A 19,296-nucleotide genomic window follows, 5' to 3' on the forward strand; every position below is an offset into this window, starting at 1 on the left:
ACTTCAATCCTCCATAAAGGCAGTGAATTCTTGATATAAAACTTCAGAATGGGTGAGGGGCAGCATATGATCGGCATCCTCTAATTCGATGAAACGGATGTTTGGAACCTTACGGAAACAATCGGCAACTCGAAAATTGTCTGCCAAGTCCTTTTTGCCAATAAAAAATAAAGTTTCGGGGTTCAATCCTTCTAATCTTTCCATTGCAGGCGGCTGAGGCCATTTCATGCAGAAATCCGCGGGCCACTTAAGCATGCGCCCAAAATGATGCCTGAGCATTTGAACAGTGAGATCTTTGTGCGGACTATCGATAACAACTTGATAAGTTGGTGAATGAACGGCAAGATCCAACATCTTATCTATATTGGGGGCACTTTCCAATATCTTGTGATGATATTGTTCAAACTCCTTTGAATAGGAAAAACCTGTTAAAGAAGGAGCAATTAATATAAGTTTCGATACTCTTTCAGGGTAATTAAGAGCGAAATCAGTTGCAATCTGTCCGCCCATGGAATGGCCTATAAGTGTTGCCTGATTAAGTTCCAGGTAATCCATTAATGCCAATACATCGTCAACATAGTTTGCATGTTTTATAGGGGATGGCGATTTACCAGCACCACGGCCATCAAAAGCAATAACTTTGTAATCCTTAGATAAAAGAGAAGCCAAAAATGTCCATTGCCTCAAATCAGCACCACCACCATGAATAAGAACAACAGGATGACCACTGCCAGTAATCTCAAAATGTAAATCCAATGCAACCCCTCCGTTTTTTTACTGAATTTTCAGTATTATTTTATTATTGAATGAACGTTTAGTCAATGTAAAACGCGGTTTAATTTTTGAATGATTTTAGATTTTATATCTATTCCGCATAATGGCGCTAATCAATAGTAAATCCAAAGGCTTCAGCTTTACATCACTTCAGGTTTTCTTAGGCGGTCTTTGTGTTTAGTAAAAAATGATGTATAATGAACACGTTTTCAACACTTTGAAAAAGAGGGTACGAATAGTATGGAAATCATTTCTAATATATTGCAGAAACCTGAAACGGATAATGAAATAATCTTTATAGGAAATACCGAAGATGAGATTTCGTTTGTGAATAGTAAAATCAAATTGTTTGGTGAAGGAAATCGGTTAATTATTGAACGTGGAGCGGAATTTAAAGATGCGACGCTAAGTTTTAATGGCAACAACTCGCTCATAATCATTGGGAAATCCAAACGTAATGCAACGATGAGAGTCAATGTTTGGAATGACAATACATTTTTCCTAGGTCGCAACTATTCATTTAATGGAGCAGCGAGATTTATTCTCTCTGAGCAAAAGAATCTATTCATCGGTGATGATAATATGTTTTCAAGTGGTGTAGTCGTTCGTTTGGCTGATCCACATTTGATCTACGATGGAACAACTCGAAAACGGATTAACCCAACAAAGAGTGTGTACTTAGGTGACCACATTTGGATTGGGCAGGACGTCATGATACTAAAAGGAGTAGAAGTTGGTACAGGTTCAATTTTAGGTGCAAAGTCACTCGTGGCAAAATCGCTCCCATCAAATGTAGCAGCTGCAGGAAGTCCTGCACGAGTGGTGCGGAAAAATGTTTTTTGGGCACGTCCGTCTGTCCATGCATATACTGAAAATGAAACAGCAGAATCACAAAATTTCCCAGATGGGCGTTTTGTCTATACGTCAAAAGGCTCAACAGCAAAACATTTCGCAAAAATTGAAGAACAGCTTAATATCGCCACTTCTGTAGAGGAGAAGACTGACATATTAACGCCTTATCTTGATGTAACAAGTAAGAATCGTTTCTTTCTTCCTGTGCCTCCTGAGAAAAAGAAAACATTTCTCGATCGAATCTTTCGCAAAGGAAGTAAGAAGTAGATGAATGAATTATTCCAGATTAAAATTAGAAAATTCCAAATGGTAGCTAAGAATGATGGATACAGGAATAATTGTAAGTTTTTTTAAAATGCATTAAAGGGGTTTCTTATTGTCTTTTTTAGAATTCTCCAAAGGAGAATTAGCAATGGGAACAACGGAAGAAGGAACAACTGAATAACTAATTGTTTAGTTATAAACAAAAAGGCAGTAAGCAAAGATAAGCTCACTGTCTTTTTGAATTAATATTTGGTTGTACTTAATTAAAGGAAACCATTATTAACATGTTTTAGAGCATAAATTGATCATAATTTTGATCACACAAACGATCACATACCCTTATATGGCACAGTTTTAATGATCACAACAATGAGCACAAATCATCACCATTCCTTGTTTACTCCCCAACACTTTTCTTATTAATCCGCTCCACAATCTCCATCAAATCATCCGGCCTATGAAACTCAATCGGCGAAACGCCTTTATCGAATTCTATTGTATTGGATTCGATCATCAATACATACTTCCCATTAATTTTCCCTAAATGGATGCTGTCGCCGAAATCGGCTAGAAGTCCTTTGATGGATGTACTGCCTAGTTTCATGCGCAGTTCGGCTTCAGGTGTATGCTCGACAATCTGGGCAGTGGCCTCTACGACCTGGTGGGTTTCAAGACGTTCTTGGATTTCCCGCTTTTCGCTTGTTTCCCAGATTTCCAGGTCTTGTTCGAATTTGTGCAGTTCGTCACTGTTTTCTTCGAATTGTGCGGATACATGTTCATGGACCATATGGATGACCTGGTTTTTCATGATTTCTGGCATCGATTCGCCATATTCGACGAATTTCAAGAAGTCCTCGAAGTAGCGGGCATGTGAGGCCTGGTGGATTTTCAGTTCACCTTCTTCAACCATTCCTTCTTCGGGCATGTATGGGTAAAGGTAGCTGAAACATTGATATGACAACATTTAGGGTACTGTGGATTTGTATCGGTCACATATTTGGTCACATTCCGATGATTTTGTCCAATTTATCCGAGACGGATTTCTGCATATCTGGTAGGACATGACTATAAGTATTTAGAGTTGTTTCAATATCTGAATGACCTAGCCTCTCCGAGATTAGCTTCACATTTACATTTTGTTGAATCAAGATAGTAGCATGAGTATGTCTAAGGTCGTGAAAGCGTATTTTGGGCAGCCCAAGTTGTTCTATTAGATTATAGAACTCTTTTCGGAAGTTTCTAGGTATCATAGGCTTGCCGCTTTTTGTACAGACAACTAGGTCGTTGTCATGGTAACTTTGTCCGTAAAGCAGTTTTTCCTGTAAGACCTGTTTCCTATAGGCTCTAAACTCATCAACTAGCTTGTTTGGGATGTGGATTGAGCGGAGGCTTGCCTTGTTTTTTGCTCCTGTTTTAATCACTGCGTTCTGTGTCAGTGTTTGCCTCACGTAAATGATTTGTGCTTCGAAGTCAACGTCTTTCCACCTCAACCCAAGAACCTCTCCTTGACGCATACCAGTATATATTGATATAAGAAATCCAATATGGCAGCGGGTTAGCCGCTTTATCTTCTTAGCTTCCCTAATGAGAAAATTGACCTGTTCCACGGACCAAACATTTATCTCTTTTCGCTTGACCTTTGGAAGCGTAATACCAATAGAGGGATTATCCTTTATGAGCTTAAGGGTTTTAGCTTTCTTGAGGGATGCACTTACAATCCGAAAGATGAGATGGACTGTGTGTTCTGAATAAGACATATCATTCACTAGGCCGTTAACAAATTTTTGTATTTGTATAGGTGCAATTTGCTGTAACTTAAAATGACCGAGTTTTGGCTTTATGACATTTCGGTAAAAGATTGAATGAATCTCAAAGGTCGAATTCTGTAGATGGTTTTTTCTTTCTTGAAACCACTCTTCCATGTATCGAGCGTATGACATTTGTGTCAAATCGAGAAACTCATTTCCTAATATTTCTGCTTTTAACTTAGTCATCTCGTCCATTGCAAGGCTTTTAGATTCAAAGCCTCTTCTTTTAATTTGCTTACGCTTACCAGTTAAAGGGTCTGTTCCACTATCAAAAACAAACTCCCATTTACCTGTCTTTTTATTTTTAGTAATGCTTCCTTTCATAGCTCCAAGACCTCCACTTAAGTCATAGGGCTTGTTAAAGGTTTCCATTTATAATCTCTATTTTACCATAAATTCGAGGTGAAGTTTTGAAAATCTCTACATAGATGTATTTACATAAGATGTTTAGAGGGAGGTTGAAGCATATCAGGACGAAAGCTTTATCTGTGTTCGCAATTTGTTTATCTAAACTACTAGGGCAACAACTAATGCGGTAGGTAAAGACCCCAATGCTTTAGGTAAAAATACTGTTACTTGGACATCGACATATAGTGAGTTGTTATCAGCTCTTTTAGAAGAACAAGATGATTGATTAATATAAGGAACTAGAGATATTCTGTAGTTCCTTTCTTGTTATACATTAAATTTGGGTATTTAATAATAATGAGAATGTCTTTGAACCAAGCTCGTAAATATATAATACTCCCATGCGGAGAGAACATTGATATAGCAACATTTACAGTGTAGAAGCCTTAAGTGTTGGAGTTTCTGGACGCTGGTTCGTTTCCTCAGCAAAATGTACATATCATTGTACACCAGAATAAAAAAATTAAGCTTCCAACAGCTCGGTTTTTAGTGATAACATTTCTCTCCAAAAACGTAAAATGAACGAATCCTTAATTCATCAAAAATAACCTTGAACCCCAATAGGGCGAACACAAGTCTTAGTAGCTTAGCTGGATAGAGCAACGATCTCTAAGCAGTCGGTCGGGAGTTCAGTTTCTCCTGGGACGCTACCTTTTAGGCGGAGAACACCGCCGAAACAGTCTTCTATATCATTTAGTGAAACGGTCAGTATAACGGTCATGTAAGAGATTACACCGTATATTGACCTACATTACTAACGATATAGGAGGTTTTTTCGTATGACCAAAAGAAAAGGATTTCTAAATGTTGAAGTGGATGTAAGAAGACTTTTAGAGGAAATACCTGTTTCCAGTTCTACCTCTTCAAAACCAAGGATTGAACAATCTGAGATATCAATCGGCTCTATCTGATTTCAAATGCACTTGACGTAATTACAAAACAAATGATGGTGAGCGGTAATAGAAGCCGTGAATAATTTCAGCAGTTAATCTGAAGCTTGCTTGATATTTTTAACATTTGGATGAATCTTTTTCATTCTGTAAACAACCTATAGGTATTTGTAAATGGGGACTGATTTATCAATAAGAAACAAAATAAGTACATCTATTGCGGAAGCATTTAACTAAAGGGAGCGAAACATTTTCGAGCGGTCATTGTGGCTACTCTTTTTTCGATGACAAAACTTTTTGTGACTTAAAATAATAAGTTATATTGCAATACATTTATTTAAGGCGTTTGCTATTCTGAATATGGCTGTATATTGACCTTTAATTGTTATTAATACTGCATTTGCAATACATTTGGTTAATTACATAATTTGCCATATGTTAAGGTTGATATTATACTAGACTATAAAGGAGGGGTGAAATGTTAGGGGATTTTTGTAAATTGTATAAAACTTGTTCAATTTGTGGAAGATTAAAACACTTCACAAAGTTTGCATCTAATGGACGTGGTAAGAGTAGGAGGAAATCATATTGCCATGAATGCAAATATTTTAAGAGAAAGGGTTCGAAAGATATCTTTAATGTTCAAATATTAGAAAAATCTAGTATTGCGGTGGCAGTAAAAACCAAGTCGAAAAAAAGAGTTTTTTATAGTGTTCCTTATGAAGATGCTATAAGAATGGTAATTGATAGAACGGCAGGAATTGTTAACAGTTCACTTATTCATCAATTTGATATTAGAGAAATCGTACTGGAGAGAGAAGGATATATATGTAAATATTGTGGGGGACTAGGTAATACAATTGATCATGTTATTCCTCGATCCAGAGGGGGCAGAACAACCATGAGTAATTGTGTTTGTGCGTGTGAAAAATGTAATAAGAAAAAAGGTAATCTTTCTTTAGAAGAATTTCTGACCAGTGGAGAGCAATACTCCTAATCTTATTAATGAGATTTCCTCAATAATAGCTAACCTAAGAATAGCTAATACATAAGGTGAATTAAAATGGAAATAAACCATGAATTGGAGGTATTTGGCATGGTTTCAAGAAAGTCTTCTGAAAGTTTTTTCCCTACTGAGTGGTTTTTCAAGAATGTCGTTGTGAATGGGAAGGCAGGAATTATCCCTTGTAACCTTGATGGGCAAATAATAAACGAAAAGAAGTTTCACGAGATGATTGAGAAGGCAACTTTGTTTTATGATAGCCATAAAGATGATCAAGGTAAAATGGATAAATTCAACTCTTATATTAGTTTTAATAATGATAGAAATGTGATTCATAGTTTCCCAAAATTAGAGTTAGGTAAGGCTTTTGAGTTACCTGAAGCAATAGTGAAATTTAAGGGTTTCAGACCAAACTTAAAAAGAAAATGGTCTTGTAAATGCGCTTTGTGTGGAAAAAAGATATCCAGTGATAAAGACGACGGTTATTTCTTGCTTGATTTTAGTAAGTATATTGATCATTATGGTGAAGAAATTGAGGATGATTGGTTTGGTTTCAGGAGAGCATGTTCTCTTGAATGTGCAAAGGTCCTTTGGAAAGCTATATTCAAAGAGTGGATTAAAGGAAATAGTTATGAAGAATTTTTCATATTAGATTAACTGGGGGAATGCTGTATGAAGAGAATTGATGCATTGGTTAAGATTTTTGAAGTTGAATTCGAGTTTAAGAACTTATTAGACCCTATCTTTGATGATGGATTGCAAGACATTTATGGGATTTTTGATCTTAAATTTGAAGGTGTTGTACATGTGTTGTTAGATTACAAGGTATTCGAAGATGACTTATCTTATAACGTGGATGATATGTTTATCGAGGAAGAACGTTTAAACAATTTTGTTCGAATTTGCTTACAGAAACAACCAAACCTTAATGAAGAAATGAGTAAGGAAGATACTGTGAATACTATTATTGAATTGATAAAGATAGAACGTATGAGGTGGGAAACTTACACTTTTTGGAGTGAAAAAGGTGTTTCATTTGATATTTTTGAAGGAAATCTACTAGGTGAGTTAATCGACGAATTATTGAATTTTAAACTAGGTGACGTATTTTTTGATTTTGCTGCAGTTGGAATTGATGAAGGTGAATTGAAAGAATATTTAATGGATCTTCTTCAGAGTGAAACTGAGGTATAACGGTTGAACTGGCTAAGGCAACCACGAGTATTTAAAGAAATCATTCACAATCAGATGGTTAGACAGATAAATAGTAGCCGAACTTGCGGAATTTTCCAATATACCCACGAATCCTAAATATAAACAATACGCTGCTTTAGATGGTGTCCACATTTTAGTGGACGAACGGGATGACTCTGTTTATCTAGAATTAATTTGTAGAAAAAATGGATTGGTTTGTAGCTTTAGGTCAGACAGAAATTAAAGGAGCAGGCTTTAGTGCATCTTTAAGACAGTACCATGTAATGAAACAACTTACAGTTGTGGTTTCGTGCCAAGAAATAGAAGATGAAATGCACATATTTGGAGTTAGTTAGTTCGGAAAGAGAACAAGTCGAAATTATAACTTTAACTCCAAAATTTTTACATTAGGAATCAAAGTAGATATCGAACAATTGTATACCTCTAAGGGCAGCTGCGGCTGTCCTTCATTCATCTGCAAGAAGAGCAGAGCGATAGTGTATCATGTACAAGTTTTAGATTAAGAATGGAGAAGATGTTATTTCAATATACGAATCCTCCCTTGTTATGGAATAGCAGTGTAGCCCCTCAGTCTACACAACACTACTATAAATCCCCGACACGAAACGTATTTACTCTTCTTCTACCCCATGAACATAGTTTACCACTCCCAACATTTATCAAGTTCAACCCAATTCACGGAAGTTCTCCATGAAATGAAGTCTATCTACATTCCACAATGAAATATTGCGATTCATCGAAGTCAATTCCTGTAAGTAAAAAAAGTCCTCCTTTTTGAAAAAAAGTTCTTGACATGGCATTTCAGATTTGATGATGAGAAACGTCAGCTTTTTTATGACGGTTCAAGACATAATTTCTCGATTTCTCGATTTGTATAATGAAATTAGAGCTGATTCCTATTAATAATCGAAATTATTCAATGTATATAGGTATGAAAGATGAGTTGAGAAATTAGCAAATTTGTTCCTGACTGTAGGGAAAAGATCAGCAAAAATGGAACTAAATATTCCTAAGGCTGAGGAATGAAAGGTGAAAAATTCGCTCACTACTTGCCTACTAATAACAGAGAAACAATAAATAAGACAGAAACAAATAATAAGAAGAGGCGCTTCGCTTTTTTGGTTGCTTCGCTTTCTGGCTGTTCTGGTTGCTTGGATTTTTTATGATTAACGATTTAGAGAAACGCTACTATTTAAAAATTACGAAAAGAGGAATAATATTTTATGTTTGAACAAGATAACCAAGGAACGTTTGTGAAATTTGACAAAGAAGCATATAAAAGAGATGCGATGGATTTATATCTTTATGGAGTTATTAAAACTTTTGAGAATAAAGCAGGGTTTACTTCAATATCAGTAAAGCAACTGATGGAATATTCCGACTTAGGAAGGACACTAGTATGTAAGATTGAACAATCATTAACTAACTTAATAGAACAACAACTTATTAAAGTTTATGATGCAATTGATTTTAAAAACAATGTTGAGATTAATAACGTCAAATCTTCTGATATGCTTTACATTAGGGTGAATGAAACCGAATCAGTTAAAGAACAATTTATCCAAGTTTTCACGGATGAAATATTGAGGTTTATGAGTATAAAGATGAAGGGTACAAAAGCTGCTATCTTCAAACAGTTCCTATATATTATGAAATTTGTTAATCAAGGTAACGGGTATAGAAAGATAAGCTTTCCAAACATAGCAACAATTTCTGAAGACACGGGGGTATCGGACCGATCTGTAAAGAATTACACAAAGATTTTGGAGGAAAATGGTTTCCTGTACAGTAACATTTTAATTATGGAAAATGAGAAAGTGAAGAAAATCTATAGTAGACCACAGTATTCGCAGGATGTTAATAATGCTATTGCCGAGTGCATAGCTAACAACACGAAAATGATAAATACTAAAAAGGGTAATACTCAAAGTGTTAAGACGAATACTGTTCAAGATGTTAAAGAATTTAAAGCTACAATGAAAAAGCCTGAACTGCTTCTTGGTTTAGACAAAAAAATAATAGATACCTTCCAAGGGTATGAAGGTGAGTTAAATGAACAAGCATTATCTAAGCTTAAAATATTTCAAGAACAACATGGGGCGGAAGTTTTAATTAAAGCTCTTCATATTGCAATGGCTGGAAAAATCGGATTGAAAAACCCAACTGGATTTATGTTGAAACGGTTAGCAGATGGTGTTCTTAAAGACGCTGGATATCAAATTAAACGGTCTAAGGAGCTATCAGAGCGGATGGATAGGGAAGATGCAAGTAAGAATGTTATAAGCGTTGATTATCGTGAGTTTTGGAGGAAAAAGAAAGAACAAGAGGGGAGAGAGAAAGAAACAGCTGGTATGGAACAAGATATAAAAGCATTACTTGGTTAATCCCATAAAGCTAATTTCGTAAATAAGGCAAGGCAGAGAAACGCCACAAGAGAAGTTAAAGAGTAAGGAGATGAAGGTTCGTTTACCACAGCAGAAGATGAAAAGCTATTAGATAATTTTACTCACAGCAAGAACTTGAGGATATCATTGCAGGATATGACCTAGGTGTTAAGAGGTTGCACTTGCAGATGTGTTATATGAGCGAATGGTGCAACTATTCGATTTTTATAAGATAAAAAGTCTGTAGCAATTAAAACGCTTAAAGGAGTCTCTTAATTGAGGCTTCCTTTTTTGTATATTGAATCAGGTGGTTGAAAAAGGGGGCAGTACTTATACCATTTAGTTTAAAAACTAATAAAACCCGTCTTTTATATACTTTACTTTATTGATCATAACTTTGAATAATTGTCTTCTAATAGTACTAGAATGATTTCTCATTAGAGTAGAATTTATATATTGCTGCTCTTATTCTTTGTTTTTACATGGTATAATATTCCTGTGCAATAAAGGTGGAGATTTATAACAAATTAAGATTTAATTAGTAAGCTGCACAAAATTAAAATCTAATCATCCATGCAGTGCAAATGGTATTTTAGAGGTCTAATCAGAAAAACTTTTAAAATAGAACGTATATTAAAACAAATTTTGCAATAAGGAGTGTCTCTTAGTATGGTTATTACAATGAAAGATCGTTTACGTACAAAATCATTTGGTCATGTTGTTACAAAAGTTAAAATGGAAGTTAATGGAATTAAATTAGCTAATAAGAAAGATAAAGAAATAAAGAATACATATAATACAATATTAGATTTTTTCGCCAACAAGCCGATGCAGGGAGGATGTCATTTCTTTTCTGCCGCAATGTATATTTTGCTACAAGAACAAGATATAATTTGTAAACTTATGATTGGAGAAGTAAAAGATGATTCATTTCCTACAAGTTTCAGTCATTCATGGGTAGAAATTGATGAACTAGTCTATGATATAGCTATTATGTTTCCACACTACGTGGAAGGACAACCACCTGTATTTGCTGGTATTGACTTAGATAATAACGAAAAGTCAACAAGAAAATATGGTTTTAATGACAAACTTCGCATTGATGATAAAGTTGCTCAAAATGCTTTTAAATTGAGTGTTTCAGATTATTTAGATGGACATCCTCAAGGGAAAGATTATCTATGGAAGGATATCTTTAAGATGGGTAAAAGAGTATTGAAAGATAAAACAATAGAAGAATTGAGAGAAACATATAAAGATAGAAAAAGAGTATTAAAATTATTAAAGGAAAACAAACTGTCTTTGAATCAATAATAAATAATGGAAAACGCAATGCTTTTGTTTAGGGTAGCATTAATTTGCTGCTCTTTTTGCTTTAATTTTACATGGTATAATATTCCTAAACAATAAAGTATGGAGATTTATTGCCAATTGAAGATTGATTTAGTAAGTTGTACTAAATTAAAAGCTATTTATCCTTGTACGGCTAGGGAGATGTATCAAGAGTCAACTTTTTTAAGAAAGCTGTCAAATTTATTGAACAGAGAAAAGGATAATAAGAAAGCTCTATCTTCTTTTCTATCTTGTTTTAAAAGCTATGTATCTAACTATATTATTTATATAAGGAATGATAAAGAGTGTCTAATATTCACGATTTTTCTGCTCATTTTCCTAAGGTCGTTTTATTTAATGATGATGCAAATGTAAATAGGGGTTATGAAGAATTTAAAAGGCTATTCCTTAAAGAAAATATTGAAGCGGAATATCAAATATGGGAGTTTAAAGTGGATTCTAAACAGTATCTTCTGTCTATTCGGGATAAGGAAGTAAACTTACACTCACATTCCCCTATAGAGAAAATGGAAGGTGAGGGTTCAACTAGAGAAATTGCCTTAAAATATTTTCTTGAAAAATATGGAGAGGAGTTCTTGAAATCCAATAAAAAGCTAGCTGTTTGCTCCTATTCATGTTTCAGAAAAGGGAATTCAAAAAGTAACCCATTAGTTATAAATTATCATAGTGTTCAAAAGTTATTTACAAAGGTTAATGTGAAGAATATTGTACTTGATAAGTCTAGTGAAATGCCCGTTATAAACGGATTAGAACCAAAACAAAGGTCTAGAGAATATCAACTTTATGATAATTACATAAGAGATAAAATTGTGTATGAATACCTTTTCCATTCAAGAACTCACCGCTGGCTTGATAAGCATGTCATAAGATTAAATTCCCACGAAAGTCGTGGATATCAATCAATGGGAATATTACATTTCATCGGATTAAAAGATAAACACAAAGGTATATTCATGGACATTAACATTGATCAAGCAATAAATTTACTAGAACAGCAGGATTCTGATTTTAGTTTAGTTATTCAGTGTCTTTATAGGCTAAGCGAGGTTATTGTGAATGATATTGATTCAGAAAAGGCTGAGGAAGATAGTTATTACAAGGATGGTGCAGTTAAAGAGTATTATGGTAAGCGATATGAAAGGAATCCTGAAAACAGAAAAAAGGCAATTGAAATTCATGGCTTAAGCTGTGTAGTTTGTGGGTTTAACTTTGAAAAGGTTTATGGTGAGCGGGGGAAGGACTTCATCGAGGTGCATCATGTTAAACCATTAAGTTCTATAGGTGAAGAGGTTGCTATTGATCCTGAGGAAGACCTTGTTCCTATTTGTTCGAACTGTCATAGGATGATACATAGACAGAAAGATAAAGTGTTAACCGTTGAGGAATTAAGGTTTCTTATATCCCAACAAAAATAGGGTGATAATTCGATCAGTTATCTTGATAAAACAATGGTGATTATAGTGACAATCTTTAAGTTTTTTAAGGGGGAACGTATTTGACCAGTTATCTAATTCCATATTTAGACCCAAAGAAACATAATAGAGAAGAAGACCCACATTTCTCAGAATATACTTATGGAGATGAAGGACAAAGAGGGGCAATCTTAAAAACCAAAGTTTCAAAGGGGGACTTCGTTTTTTTTTATAAAAGCATAGGTAATAGCCCCTGTATCACTGCATTTTACGAAGTAGAAAGAGTTTTGCCTATTCAAGAGGCAAGAATGGATAATGCAATCAAGATGAAATACCAAAATCCTCACTTATTTAGAAATAAAGTTCAGGAGAATGAGGTAATTGTTTTTGGAAATCCAGAAAAATCAATGAAATTAGATACCCCTCTGGTAGTTAACAGGGCATTACTACAGGAATTATCCATTGATTTTCATCCATCGCCGAATCATACAGAACTGCAAGCTCTTACGTTAAAGTTAAGATGGAAGCGATTAAATAATTCGCAAGTAAACCTATTACTCGAGAAAGTGAATCCACTGCATAATGAGAGTTTTCTAAAACTTCAAAAAGATTTAGAATCACCGATTGTTTTGGATAAAACGGAAAAAGAATCGGTTGTTAAGGCACGTATAGGACAGTCAATTTTTAAAAAGGCTCTATTAGCTGTTGAAAAAAAATGTAGACTGTGTGGTGTCTCAGATGAACGATTCTTAGTTGCTAGCCATATTAAGCCATGGAGTCAATCTAATCATAAAGAGCGGCTAGATGTTAATAATGGGTTACTTCTTTGTCCAAACCATGATTCTTTGTTTGATAAGGGATATATTAGTTTTGACAATGATGGAATGATCATGATTCCAGATAGTTTGGATGAAGCAACGAGGGTTTTTCTTAATATCAATAAATCTATGAGTATTAGAATGAATGAGAATCAAAGGGAGTATATAAAGTGGCATAGAGAGAACAGATTAAAGGATTGATATATTTCATAGAAGGGAAACGAAAATATGATTTTAAATATTAATAAGAACTTACCTGATTTCAAGGGTAGATTTAATAGAGGCTATAATTACTATATAAAAGAATTAAAAGAATTAGAAAAGGAGGGGAATCTAGTAATTTCAAAAGAACAAAAAGAAATATTAGAAATCACTCTTGAATTGAAAGTTCTTTATGAGGAAATATTATTCCCCTTGTTTGGTGTTAGTAACTTTTATGAAGCATTGAATAATAGTAATTCTATAAATAACGGGATGAAGACAGGCGAAAAAATAAGTATTCAAATTAACAACTACTTCTTTGAAAATAAACAGTTTGAGGAAGTAATGGAAATACAAGATGCGTTTTTTAAAATATTAAAGGATTTAGATTTCCCTCAAGATTTGTTATACAAAGGCTCTCTTCAGCAAGTTATCGAGATGATTAGGGGGATATAGTTATGAGTACTAAACCATTTAAAAATATAAAACGGTTTGTTAACGAAATAGATAATTTTTTATCGAGTTATAGTACTAAAATTAATAAACATGCAACAAAGGTTAGTGATTTCTTTGAGATAGCATGTTATAACTACGTGGTTAAATTTTATGAGAACGAGGGATTTGAAGTTAAGGTAAAAGGGTTACAACGAGGCAAGTTTAGATACAAAGTAAAACCCACAGGTTATCCAGAAAATTTTTCTTATATAGAGATAAAAAAGACGAGCAAAACTACACCTATAATATTTGAAATAAGGCACAATATCCCTATAGCTTCATATGAAAATCCTTCGGATATTTATATTGCAGCAGATATAGCAGTTATAAAACCTGGGGTAATTACATGTGATTCTACGCATAAGTACAAGCTGAAAGGTTATAAGTATTACAGTTACATACCCAATATGGATTTACAAACTTTTTTTGAGGTGAAAAATTATACCCCTTCGCCTGAGTTGTTAGTTAACTTTACAGGCCTAGCAAATGAAATTATGCCACAGTCAATGAAAGGTGAAAATCCTTTTAAAAGTCCAAAACATCTAGCACCATCATTAATGGTTTCAGGCAGCCATAATTCGCATACAGAACGTATTGCAGAAATATATAGTGAAAGATATAACTTAAATATTATTGTTAATTTGTTTAACATTCCTGCTAAGGCATACCTTTTTATATCTGAACTGAATAGGATTGGCAGTAAATGAAGGGATGTTCAGAAGGATAAAGGCTATTTTAATTTAAAATACATAATACCAAATTGAAAGCAGCCGCTGTTTATTATTAATTGGATTATATCTTAATAACCTTATATATAACTCTATACATTTAATAATCTATCTAATAAAATTTTGATTTTATTGGGTTTAATTACTACAGCATGTTCCATCTAAAATTATTCATACATAACGCCTTATTTTTGTAGCTGGTTGATATAATGTTTAACCCTTTGCCAATTTTAAGGTGGATTTAAAGTATTTGAATTATAGGTTGACAATCATCGGAATATTTTTATAATTTTAGCATTAATGGAATTACTGTAAAAATGTTGTATTATGAATATATAATTCCAGAAAATTTAAATCATAATGAAATTATTTTTTTTGAAAGATAGTCCTTAATATGGAAAGGGGAAATAGGAAGTGAATGGACCTATTAATGATTTAGAGGAGACTAGGCTTTATCAACTACTAGTAGATAGAGAAGATCGAGAGGAAAAGTTATCGGAAAAAGTAAAATTAATAGTCCGTCATATTGCTCCACTCTTAGCACGAATCCCTGAGAAGATGCCAGAATATACTCTGCACGATGCTACCCACAGTATTAAGGTAATTAGAATAATGGGTAAGATAATTCCAGAGGAAACGCTAGATAAATTAAATAGTATAGAATTAACTTTGCTTATAATATCAGGCTATCTACATGACATTGGTATGACTTGTTCAACAGAAGAACGTGAAAAGATAATAGAATCTAAAGAATTCGAACAGATTATAAAATTAGACTCTAGATACGAAGAATATCTAAATTACAAGAAAACTGACCACCGTGAGGCAACTTTTATTGAAGACAGTATATTCACAGAATATCTAAGGAAGAATCATGTTAAAAGAAGCGCAGAATTTATTGAGAGACTATTAATTGATGGGAAGTTTGAACTTTCAATTGAAGATATTCCTCTCTACAAATATGTTGTCGCTATTTGTAATGGACACGGTGAACCTGTAAAATCATTGTATAATACTAAGATATGGCCACGGGATAAACTAATTAAAGGTGAGTATGTAAACATTCAATACCTCACAATTATTTTAAGGTTAGCAGATATTCTAGACTTAGACCCAGAGAGAACACCAAAGGTAATCTTTGAATTTGTTAGCCCGAAGAACACTGTGAGTATTCAAGAATGGCAGAAACATAGATCATTTATCGGATGGGACATAAAGCCCAATCATGTAGTAGTTGAGGCAGAGTGTAACTTTCCAGAAGTGGAGCGAACTCTAAGGTTGTTTCTTCAATGGATTGAACTAGAGAGAAGAGAAAGTATTGAGTTGTTAAGGGGATATACAGATTCTATCTCGCAAAAATATACTCTACATCTAACCGAACCTATTACAGCGGATAGAGTTACTTCTGATGGATCATATATTTACAGTGAAGTTAAGTTTGAATTAGATTATAAAAAAGTGATAAATTTATTGATGGGTGAGCGTCTTTATCGTCATCCAATAACAGCATTAAGAGAGCTACTCCAGAATGCCATAGATGCGATAAAGGCAAGACAATACTTGTATCTTAACCGATTTGAGAATTTCATACCAACTGTTTCTATTAAATATAGCGGTAATAAACTAATTATTGAAGATAACGGAATTGGTATGAGTGATAATATTTTTGCCGATTACTTTTTACAAGTTGGAAAGAGCTATTATTCAACAGCAAGGTTTAGAGAAACTGATCTAGGGATTACTAGCGAATTCGGTATAGGTATATTATCAGCATTCATGATTGCAGATTCAATGGTAATTGAAAGTTTGAATGAGCCAGAAGACCGTTTTAGCCCTCCTTTACCAATATATTATAAAATTCCTACGGCTCATGGTTATTGTGTAAAGAAGCCTTCTAATCGAAAAACTGTGGGTACTAGAATTGAGTTAATTTTAAAGGAAAACCATCCGTTTACCAATCAGTCAATAATAGAAGTAGTTGAAAAAATTATTCCACATCCACCATTCCCAATTGAAATTACAACTGATGATGGAAGTGTAACTTATAATCAAGATACAAAGGAAAATAAACTAGTACGATTTGAAGATCATGTAGACACTGGCTTTTTTTATGAAAAGAAGTTTCGGCGCAATAATAATTTCAGTCATTACGTATTTGAAATAGATTCCAATGAACTGTTAAAACTAGGAATTGAAGGTCAGCTATATATAGTAAATGGTTCGGAATTATATAATTTTGAGGGGAGATTATTTGGAAGTTTATCTCAGCGTAACTTTCAAATTGGATCTCCAAATCATAGTAAAGAAAGTTTTGAAATACTTCCAACTAAAAATATTCAAGACCTTTTTCCAAAATGGACAAACGTTTACTCCAATATTAATCTAGTTGAGCAGGGGTGTCTAACTATCACTCCAGATCGTACAGATGTACTTTTGGATGATAAGTATCAGCAATTAAAGCAAAAAATTGAGAGGTTAATCATTTCTGAGTTTAGGAAGCATCTGAATTCTTATATGGATTCTCATTCTTTTGATGAATATTGTGGCTACGTAGATTCCCTGATTGATATTGGGTTTATAGGAGCGCCCACAAAAACTCGGACAATTTCTGAAGAAGCTAAAGAATTCTTCTTTGATATTATTTATTTCCCTACTATTTCCTTTAATGGGGAAATTGTACGAAGGAAAGGTAAAGATTTGAATGAATATCGTTACTTAGGTGTAATAGATAGAAATTGGTCAAAAGATTACTTACCTAAAATGGCAGACTATGCATTCAAGGAAAATTTACATATTATCGTGCTTAGTGAATTTTCAAATAAAATTGCATCTGATATAGCGAATTTTATTGGTCAATTATATGGCAATAGAGAACGTTTTCTCCTTACAGATATAACTCTTGTTTCTCCTGTTTCTGGTATACATATCAAGGTATATGATAAGGAGAGAATTCATAAAATTATTGACGATTATGACATAACAAATCGTATTACAAGCAGTTTAAATAATGGAGAGAAAGAGATATTGTGTGTTCCTTCTGAAAGAGGACAGTATTATCATAGATTTAATAAGTCTCATCCCTTGATCAGTCCACTATTTAATAATGATGAGTATAAGAATGAAGAAGCTGATGACCTTTTGCAAGAACTTTGTGATAACTTCGATTCCATAATGTCAAATTCAGTATATAAAATGGACAATTTTGATTTAGAGTGGTTGAAAATACTGCAGAGAGGTACCCATGCAGAGATAGTAAAAGGAGTATTTATTAGAGTTCCAGAGGTTTATAAAGAATTTAATCGAGAATTAGTATCCTTTTGGGGCAAATTGGTGAATATGGATCTTGTCGATGAAAGTATGCAAATGCCACAAGTTGATGTATGGGATTTTCCTTGGTATTTTAATAGTCAAATGAATTATTTGGATAATTAAGGAGTTAATTTTAAAAATCTCTTTATGTTAGAACTTTTTAGAACTTCTTTAGAGAACTTGGGATACGTTAAAAATGGGATAATAAAGAAATATTAAGTCATTATTAGAAGTACTCAAGTCTATTTAGAACGATATTAATCCTATTGAAAATGAAGTCATAATGGATAAATTGACCACTGAAAAGTTTGGTATGTTAAGAAAGCATCGTAATATAAACTAAGTGATGAAAGTGAGATTGAATTAGTCACAAAGGTTCTTCTAGAACAAAAATAAATGATTTTGATAAGACATCCGAAGATTAGGATGTCTTTTTGTTATAGCATTCAATCTGTAAAAGGAAAGAGTTGTCTCATATAAGTACACCCATTTGGAACATTATCTTGACCCAGTAAGAATGCAACTTTATGATGTATCATATACATGTATTATAAATGTACAGGAAAAGGTGATGGAATATGAGATATGGATATGGAAGGGTTTCTTCATTGGGTCAGAATCTGGCTGCACAGATTAACCAATTAAAAGACAATGGTTGTGAAGTTATATATAAGGAAAAGGTTAGTGGCAGAAAGAAAGATAATAGAGAGGAGTTTAATAAACTAATTGAGACAGTCCAAGATGGTGATACTATAGTTGTAACGAAGTTAGATCGGTTTGCTAGAAGTACAAAGGACGCCTTAAGTACAATTGAGTTACTTAACCAAAAGAATGTTAGTCTTGTTGTGTTAAATATGGGTGGCGATAAGGTTGATACCTCTACTGCTATCGGTAAGCTAATGATAACTGTATTAAGTGGTATTGCTGAATTTGAAGCTGACATGATTAAGGAAAGGCAATTGGAAGGTATAGAGTTAGCAAAGCAAAGAGGAGTATATAAAGGAAGACCTCAGAAGTACACTGATAAGCACAAAGGATTACATCATGCTTTGGAGCTATTCAACAATAGGGACACTAATAAACTGACAGTTAATGAGATATCTGACATAACTAAGATAAGCAGGGCTACTTTATATAGAGCGGTTAAGGAAGGGCAGCGTTGAGAAGGAGCTTGATTTAACCATGGAATGGAGGAGAGGAAGTTGAAGAAGGATGGAAATTATATACTGTTAAAACATTGTATAGTGAATTTGAGATATTGCAGTTTATAGATAAGGCATTAAACGAAAGTGATAAAAAATCATTCGAGGAACTTGCTAAATTGGCACAAGATCATGAAAGATTCCTAGAATATTTTAATATCAAAGAGTAGATGATGGATA

Annotated in this window: 15 protein-coding genes and 1 pseudogene; 13 read left to right on the forward strand and 3 right to left on the reverse strand. The window is 33.6% G+C overall.

Annotated elements, in window-relative coordinates; translation table 11 throughout:
* Positions 1–3: 3 nt before the first annotated feature.
* Positions 4–756 (reverse strand): alpha/beta fold hydrolase, encoded by a 753-nt coding sequence (locus tag AC3ISB_RS12560; protein ID WP_489276580.1) that lies wholly within the window; start codon positions 754–756, stop codon positions 4–6.
* A 258-nt stretch (positions 757–1,014) separates the two neighbouring features.
* Here AC3ISB_RS12560 and AC3ISB_RS12565 point away from each other — a divergent pair, with 258 nt between their 5' ends.
* Entirely contained in the window at positions 1,015–1,893 is an 879-nt protein-coding gene (locus AC3ISB_RS12565; protein WP_489276582.1) for an acyltransferase, read from the forward strand.
* A gap of 394 nt (positions 1,894–2,287) precedes the next feature.
* On the opposite strand, the pseudogene AC3ISB_RS12570 reads toward AC3ISB_RS12565, so the two are convergent.
* A pseudogene (locus AC3ISB_RS12570) lies at positions 2,288–2,833 on the reverse strand (DUF3900 domain-containing protein); the annotation flags it as partial.
* A 58-nt stretch (positions 2,834–2,891) separates the two neighbouring features.
* Positions 2,892–4,022: a site-specific integrase gene (locus AC3ISB_RS12575; protein WP_489276916.1), complete on the reverse strand. Its 1,131-nt coding sequence runs from the start codon at positions 4,020–4,022 to the stop codon at positions 2,892–2,894.
* A gap of 863 nt (positions 4,023–4,885) precedes the next feature.
* On the opposite strand from AC3ISB_RS12575, the gene AC3ISB_RS12580 reads away from it, so the two are divergent.
* The 12 genes from AC3ISB_RS12580 (at position 4,886) to AC3ISB_RS12635 (ending at position 19,077) form a co-directional block, all read left to right on the forward strand.
* Positions 4,886–5,017 (forward strand): hypothetical protein, encoded by a 132-nt coding sequence (locus AC3ISB_RS12580; RefSeq protein ID WP_489276583.1) that lies wholly within the window; start codon positions 4,886–4,888, stop codon positions 5,015–5,017.
* Positions 5,018–5,474: 457 nt separating this feature from the next.
* Positions 5,475–5,993, forward strand: coding sequence for an HNH endonuclease (locus AC3ISB_RS12585; protein ID WP_489276585.1), 519 nt, complete (start codon positions 5,475–5,477; stop codon positions 5,991–5,993).
* A gap of 66 nt (positions 5,994–6,059) precedes the next feature.
* Positions 6,060–6,656 (forward strand): hypothetical protein, encoded by a 597-nt coding sequence (locus tag AC3ISB_RS12590; protein ID WP_489276587.1) that lies wholly within the window; start codon positions 6,060–6,062, stop codon positions 6,654–6,656.
* Positions 6,657–6,671: 15 nt separating this feature from the next.
* Positions 6,672–7,193 (forward strand): hypothetical protein, encoded by a 522-nt coding sequence (locus tag AC3ISB_RS12595; protein WP_489276588.1) that lies wholly within the window; start codon positions 6,672–6,674, stop codon positions 7,191–7,193.
* A 1,244-nt stretch (positions 7,194–8,437) separates the two neighbouring features.
* Complete coding sequence (locus AC3ISB_RS12600; RefSeq protein WP_489276589.1) at positions 8,438–9,598, forward strand: helix-turn-helix domain-containing protein; 1,161 nt, start codon at positions 8,438–8,440, stop codon at positions 9,596–9,598.
* A gap of 669 nt (positions 9,599–10,267) precedes the next feature.
* Entirely contained in the window at positions 10,268–10,912 is a 645-nt protein-coding gene (locus AC3ISB_RS12605) for a hypothetical protein (RefSeq protein ID WP_489276591.1), read from the forward strand.
* 323 nt (positions 10,913–11,235) lie between these two features.
* Positions 11,236–12,366: an HNH endonuclease gene (locus AC3ISB_RS12610; protein WP_489276592.1), complete on the forward strand. Its 1,131-nt coding sequence runs from the start codon at positions 11,236–11,238 to the stop codon at positions 12,364–12,366.
* Between the two features lie 80 nt (positions 12,367–12,446).
* Positions 12,447–13,382 carry an HNH endonuclease gene (locus AC3ISB_RS12615; protein ID WP_489276594.1) on the forward strand — a complete coding sequence of 312 codons (936 nt, stop codon included), beginning with the start codon at positions 12,447–12,449 and terminating at the stop codon, positions 13,380–13,382.
* A 27-nt stretch (positions 13,383–13,409) separates the two neighbouring features.
* Positions 13,410–13,838 (forward strand): hypothetical protein, encoded by a 429-nt coding sequence (locus AC3ISB_RS12620; protein WP_489276596.1) that lies wholly within the window; start codon positions 13,410–13,412, stop codon positions 13,836–13,838.
* A 2-nt stretch (positions 13,839–13,840) separates the two neighbouring features.
* Positions 13,841–14,584 carry a hypothetical protein gene (locus tag AC3ISB_RS12625; RefSeq protein ID WP_489276597.1) on the forward strand — a complete coding sequence of 248 codons (744 nt, stop codon included), beginning with the start codon at positions 13,841–13,843 and terminating at the stop codon, positions 14,582–14,584.
* A gap of 435 nt (positions 14,585–15,019) precedes the next feature.
* Positions 15,020–18,037 (forward strand): HD domain-containing protein, encoded by a 3,018-nt coding sequence (locus tag AC3ISB_RS12630; protein ID WP_489276599.1) that lies wholly within the window; start codon positions 15,020–15,022, stop codon positions 18,035–18,037.
* 455 nt (positions 18,038–18,492) lie between these two features.
* Complete coding sequence (locus tag AC3ISB_RS12635; protein ID WP_489276601.1) at positions 18,493–19,077, forward strand: recombinase family protein; 585 nt, start codon at positions 18,493–18,495, stop codon at positions 19,075–19,077.
* Positions 19,078–19,296: the final 219 nt, after the last annotated feature.

The organism is Peribacillus sp. GL_122, assembly GCF_057835005.1.

What these genes read in the sequence shown, in the direction of transcription:
- AC3ISB_RS12620 (WP_489276596.1), top strand. Translation starts at nt 13,410, where the DNA reads ATGATTTTAAATATTAATAAGAACTTACCTGATTTCAAGGGTAGATTT.
- AC3ISB_RS12590 (WP_489276587.1), top strand. Translation starts at nt 6,060, where the DNA reads ATGGAAATAAACCATGAATTGGAGGTATTTGGCATGGTTTCAAGAAAG.
- AC3ISB_RS12625 (WP_489276597.1), top strand. Translation starts at nt 13,841, where the DNA reads ATGAGTACTAAACCATTTAAAAATATAAAACGGTTTGTTAACGAAATA.
- AC3ISB_RS12585 (WP_489276585.1), top strand. Translation starts at nt 5,475, where the DNA reads ATGTTAGGGGATTTTTGTAAATTGTATAAAACTTGTTCAATTTGTGGA.
- AC3ISB_RS12565 (WP_489276582.1), top strand. Translation starts at nt 1,015, where the DNA reads ATGGAAATCATTTCTAATATATTGCAGAAACCTGAAACGGATAATGAA.
- AC3ISB_RS12635 (WP_489276601.1), top strand. Translation starts at nt 18,493, where the DNA reads ATGAGATATGGATATGGAAGGGTTTCTTCATTGGGTCAGAATCTGGCT.
- AC3ISB_RS12575 (WP_489276916.1), bottom strand. Translation starts at nt 4,022, where the DNA reads ATGAAAGGAAGCATTACTAAAAATAAAAAGACAGGTAAATGGGAGTTT.
- AC3ISB_RS12595 (WP_489276588.1), top strand. Translation starts at nt 6,672, where the DNA reads ATGAAGAGAATTGATGCATTGGTTAAGATTTTTGAAGTTGAATTCGAG.
- AC3ISB_RS12600 (WP_489276589.1), top strand. Translation starts at nt 8,438, where the DNA reads ATGTTTGAACAAGATAACCAAGGAACGTTTGTGAAATTTGACAAAGAA.
- AC3ISB_RS12605 (WP_489276591.1), top strand. Translation starts at nt 10,268, where the DNA reads ATGGTTATTACAATGAAAGATCGTTTACGTACAAAATCATTTGGTCAT.
- AC3ISB_RS12580 (WP_489276583.1), top strand. Translation starts at nt 4,886, where the DNA reads ATGACCAAAAGAAAAGGATTTCTAAATGTTGAAGTGGATGTAAGAAGA.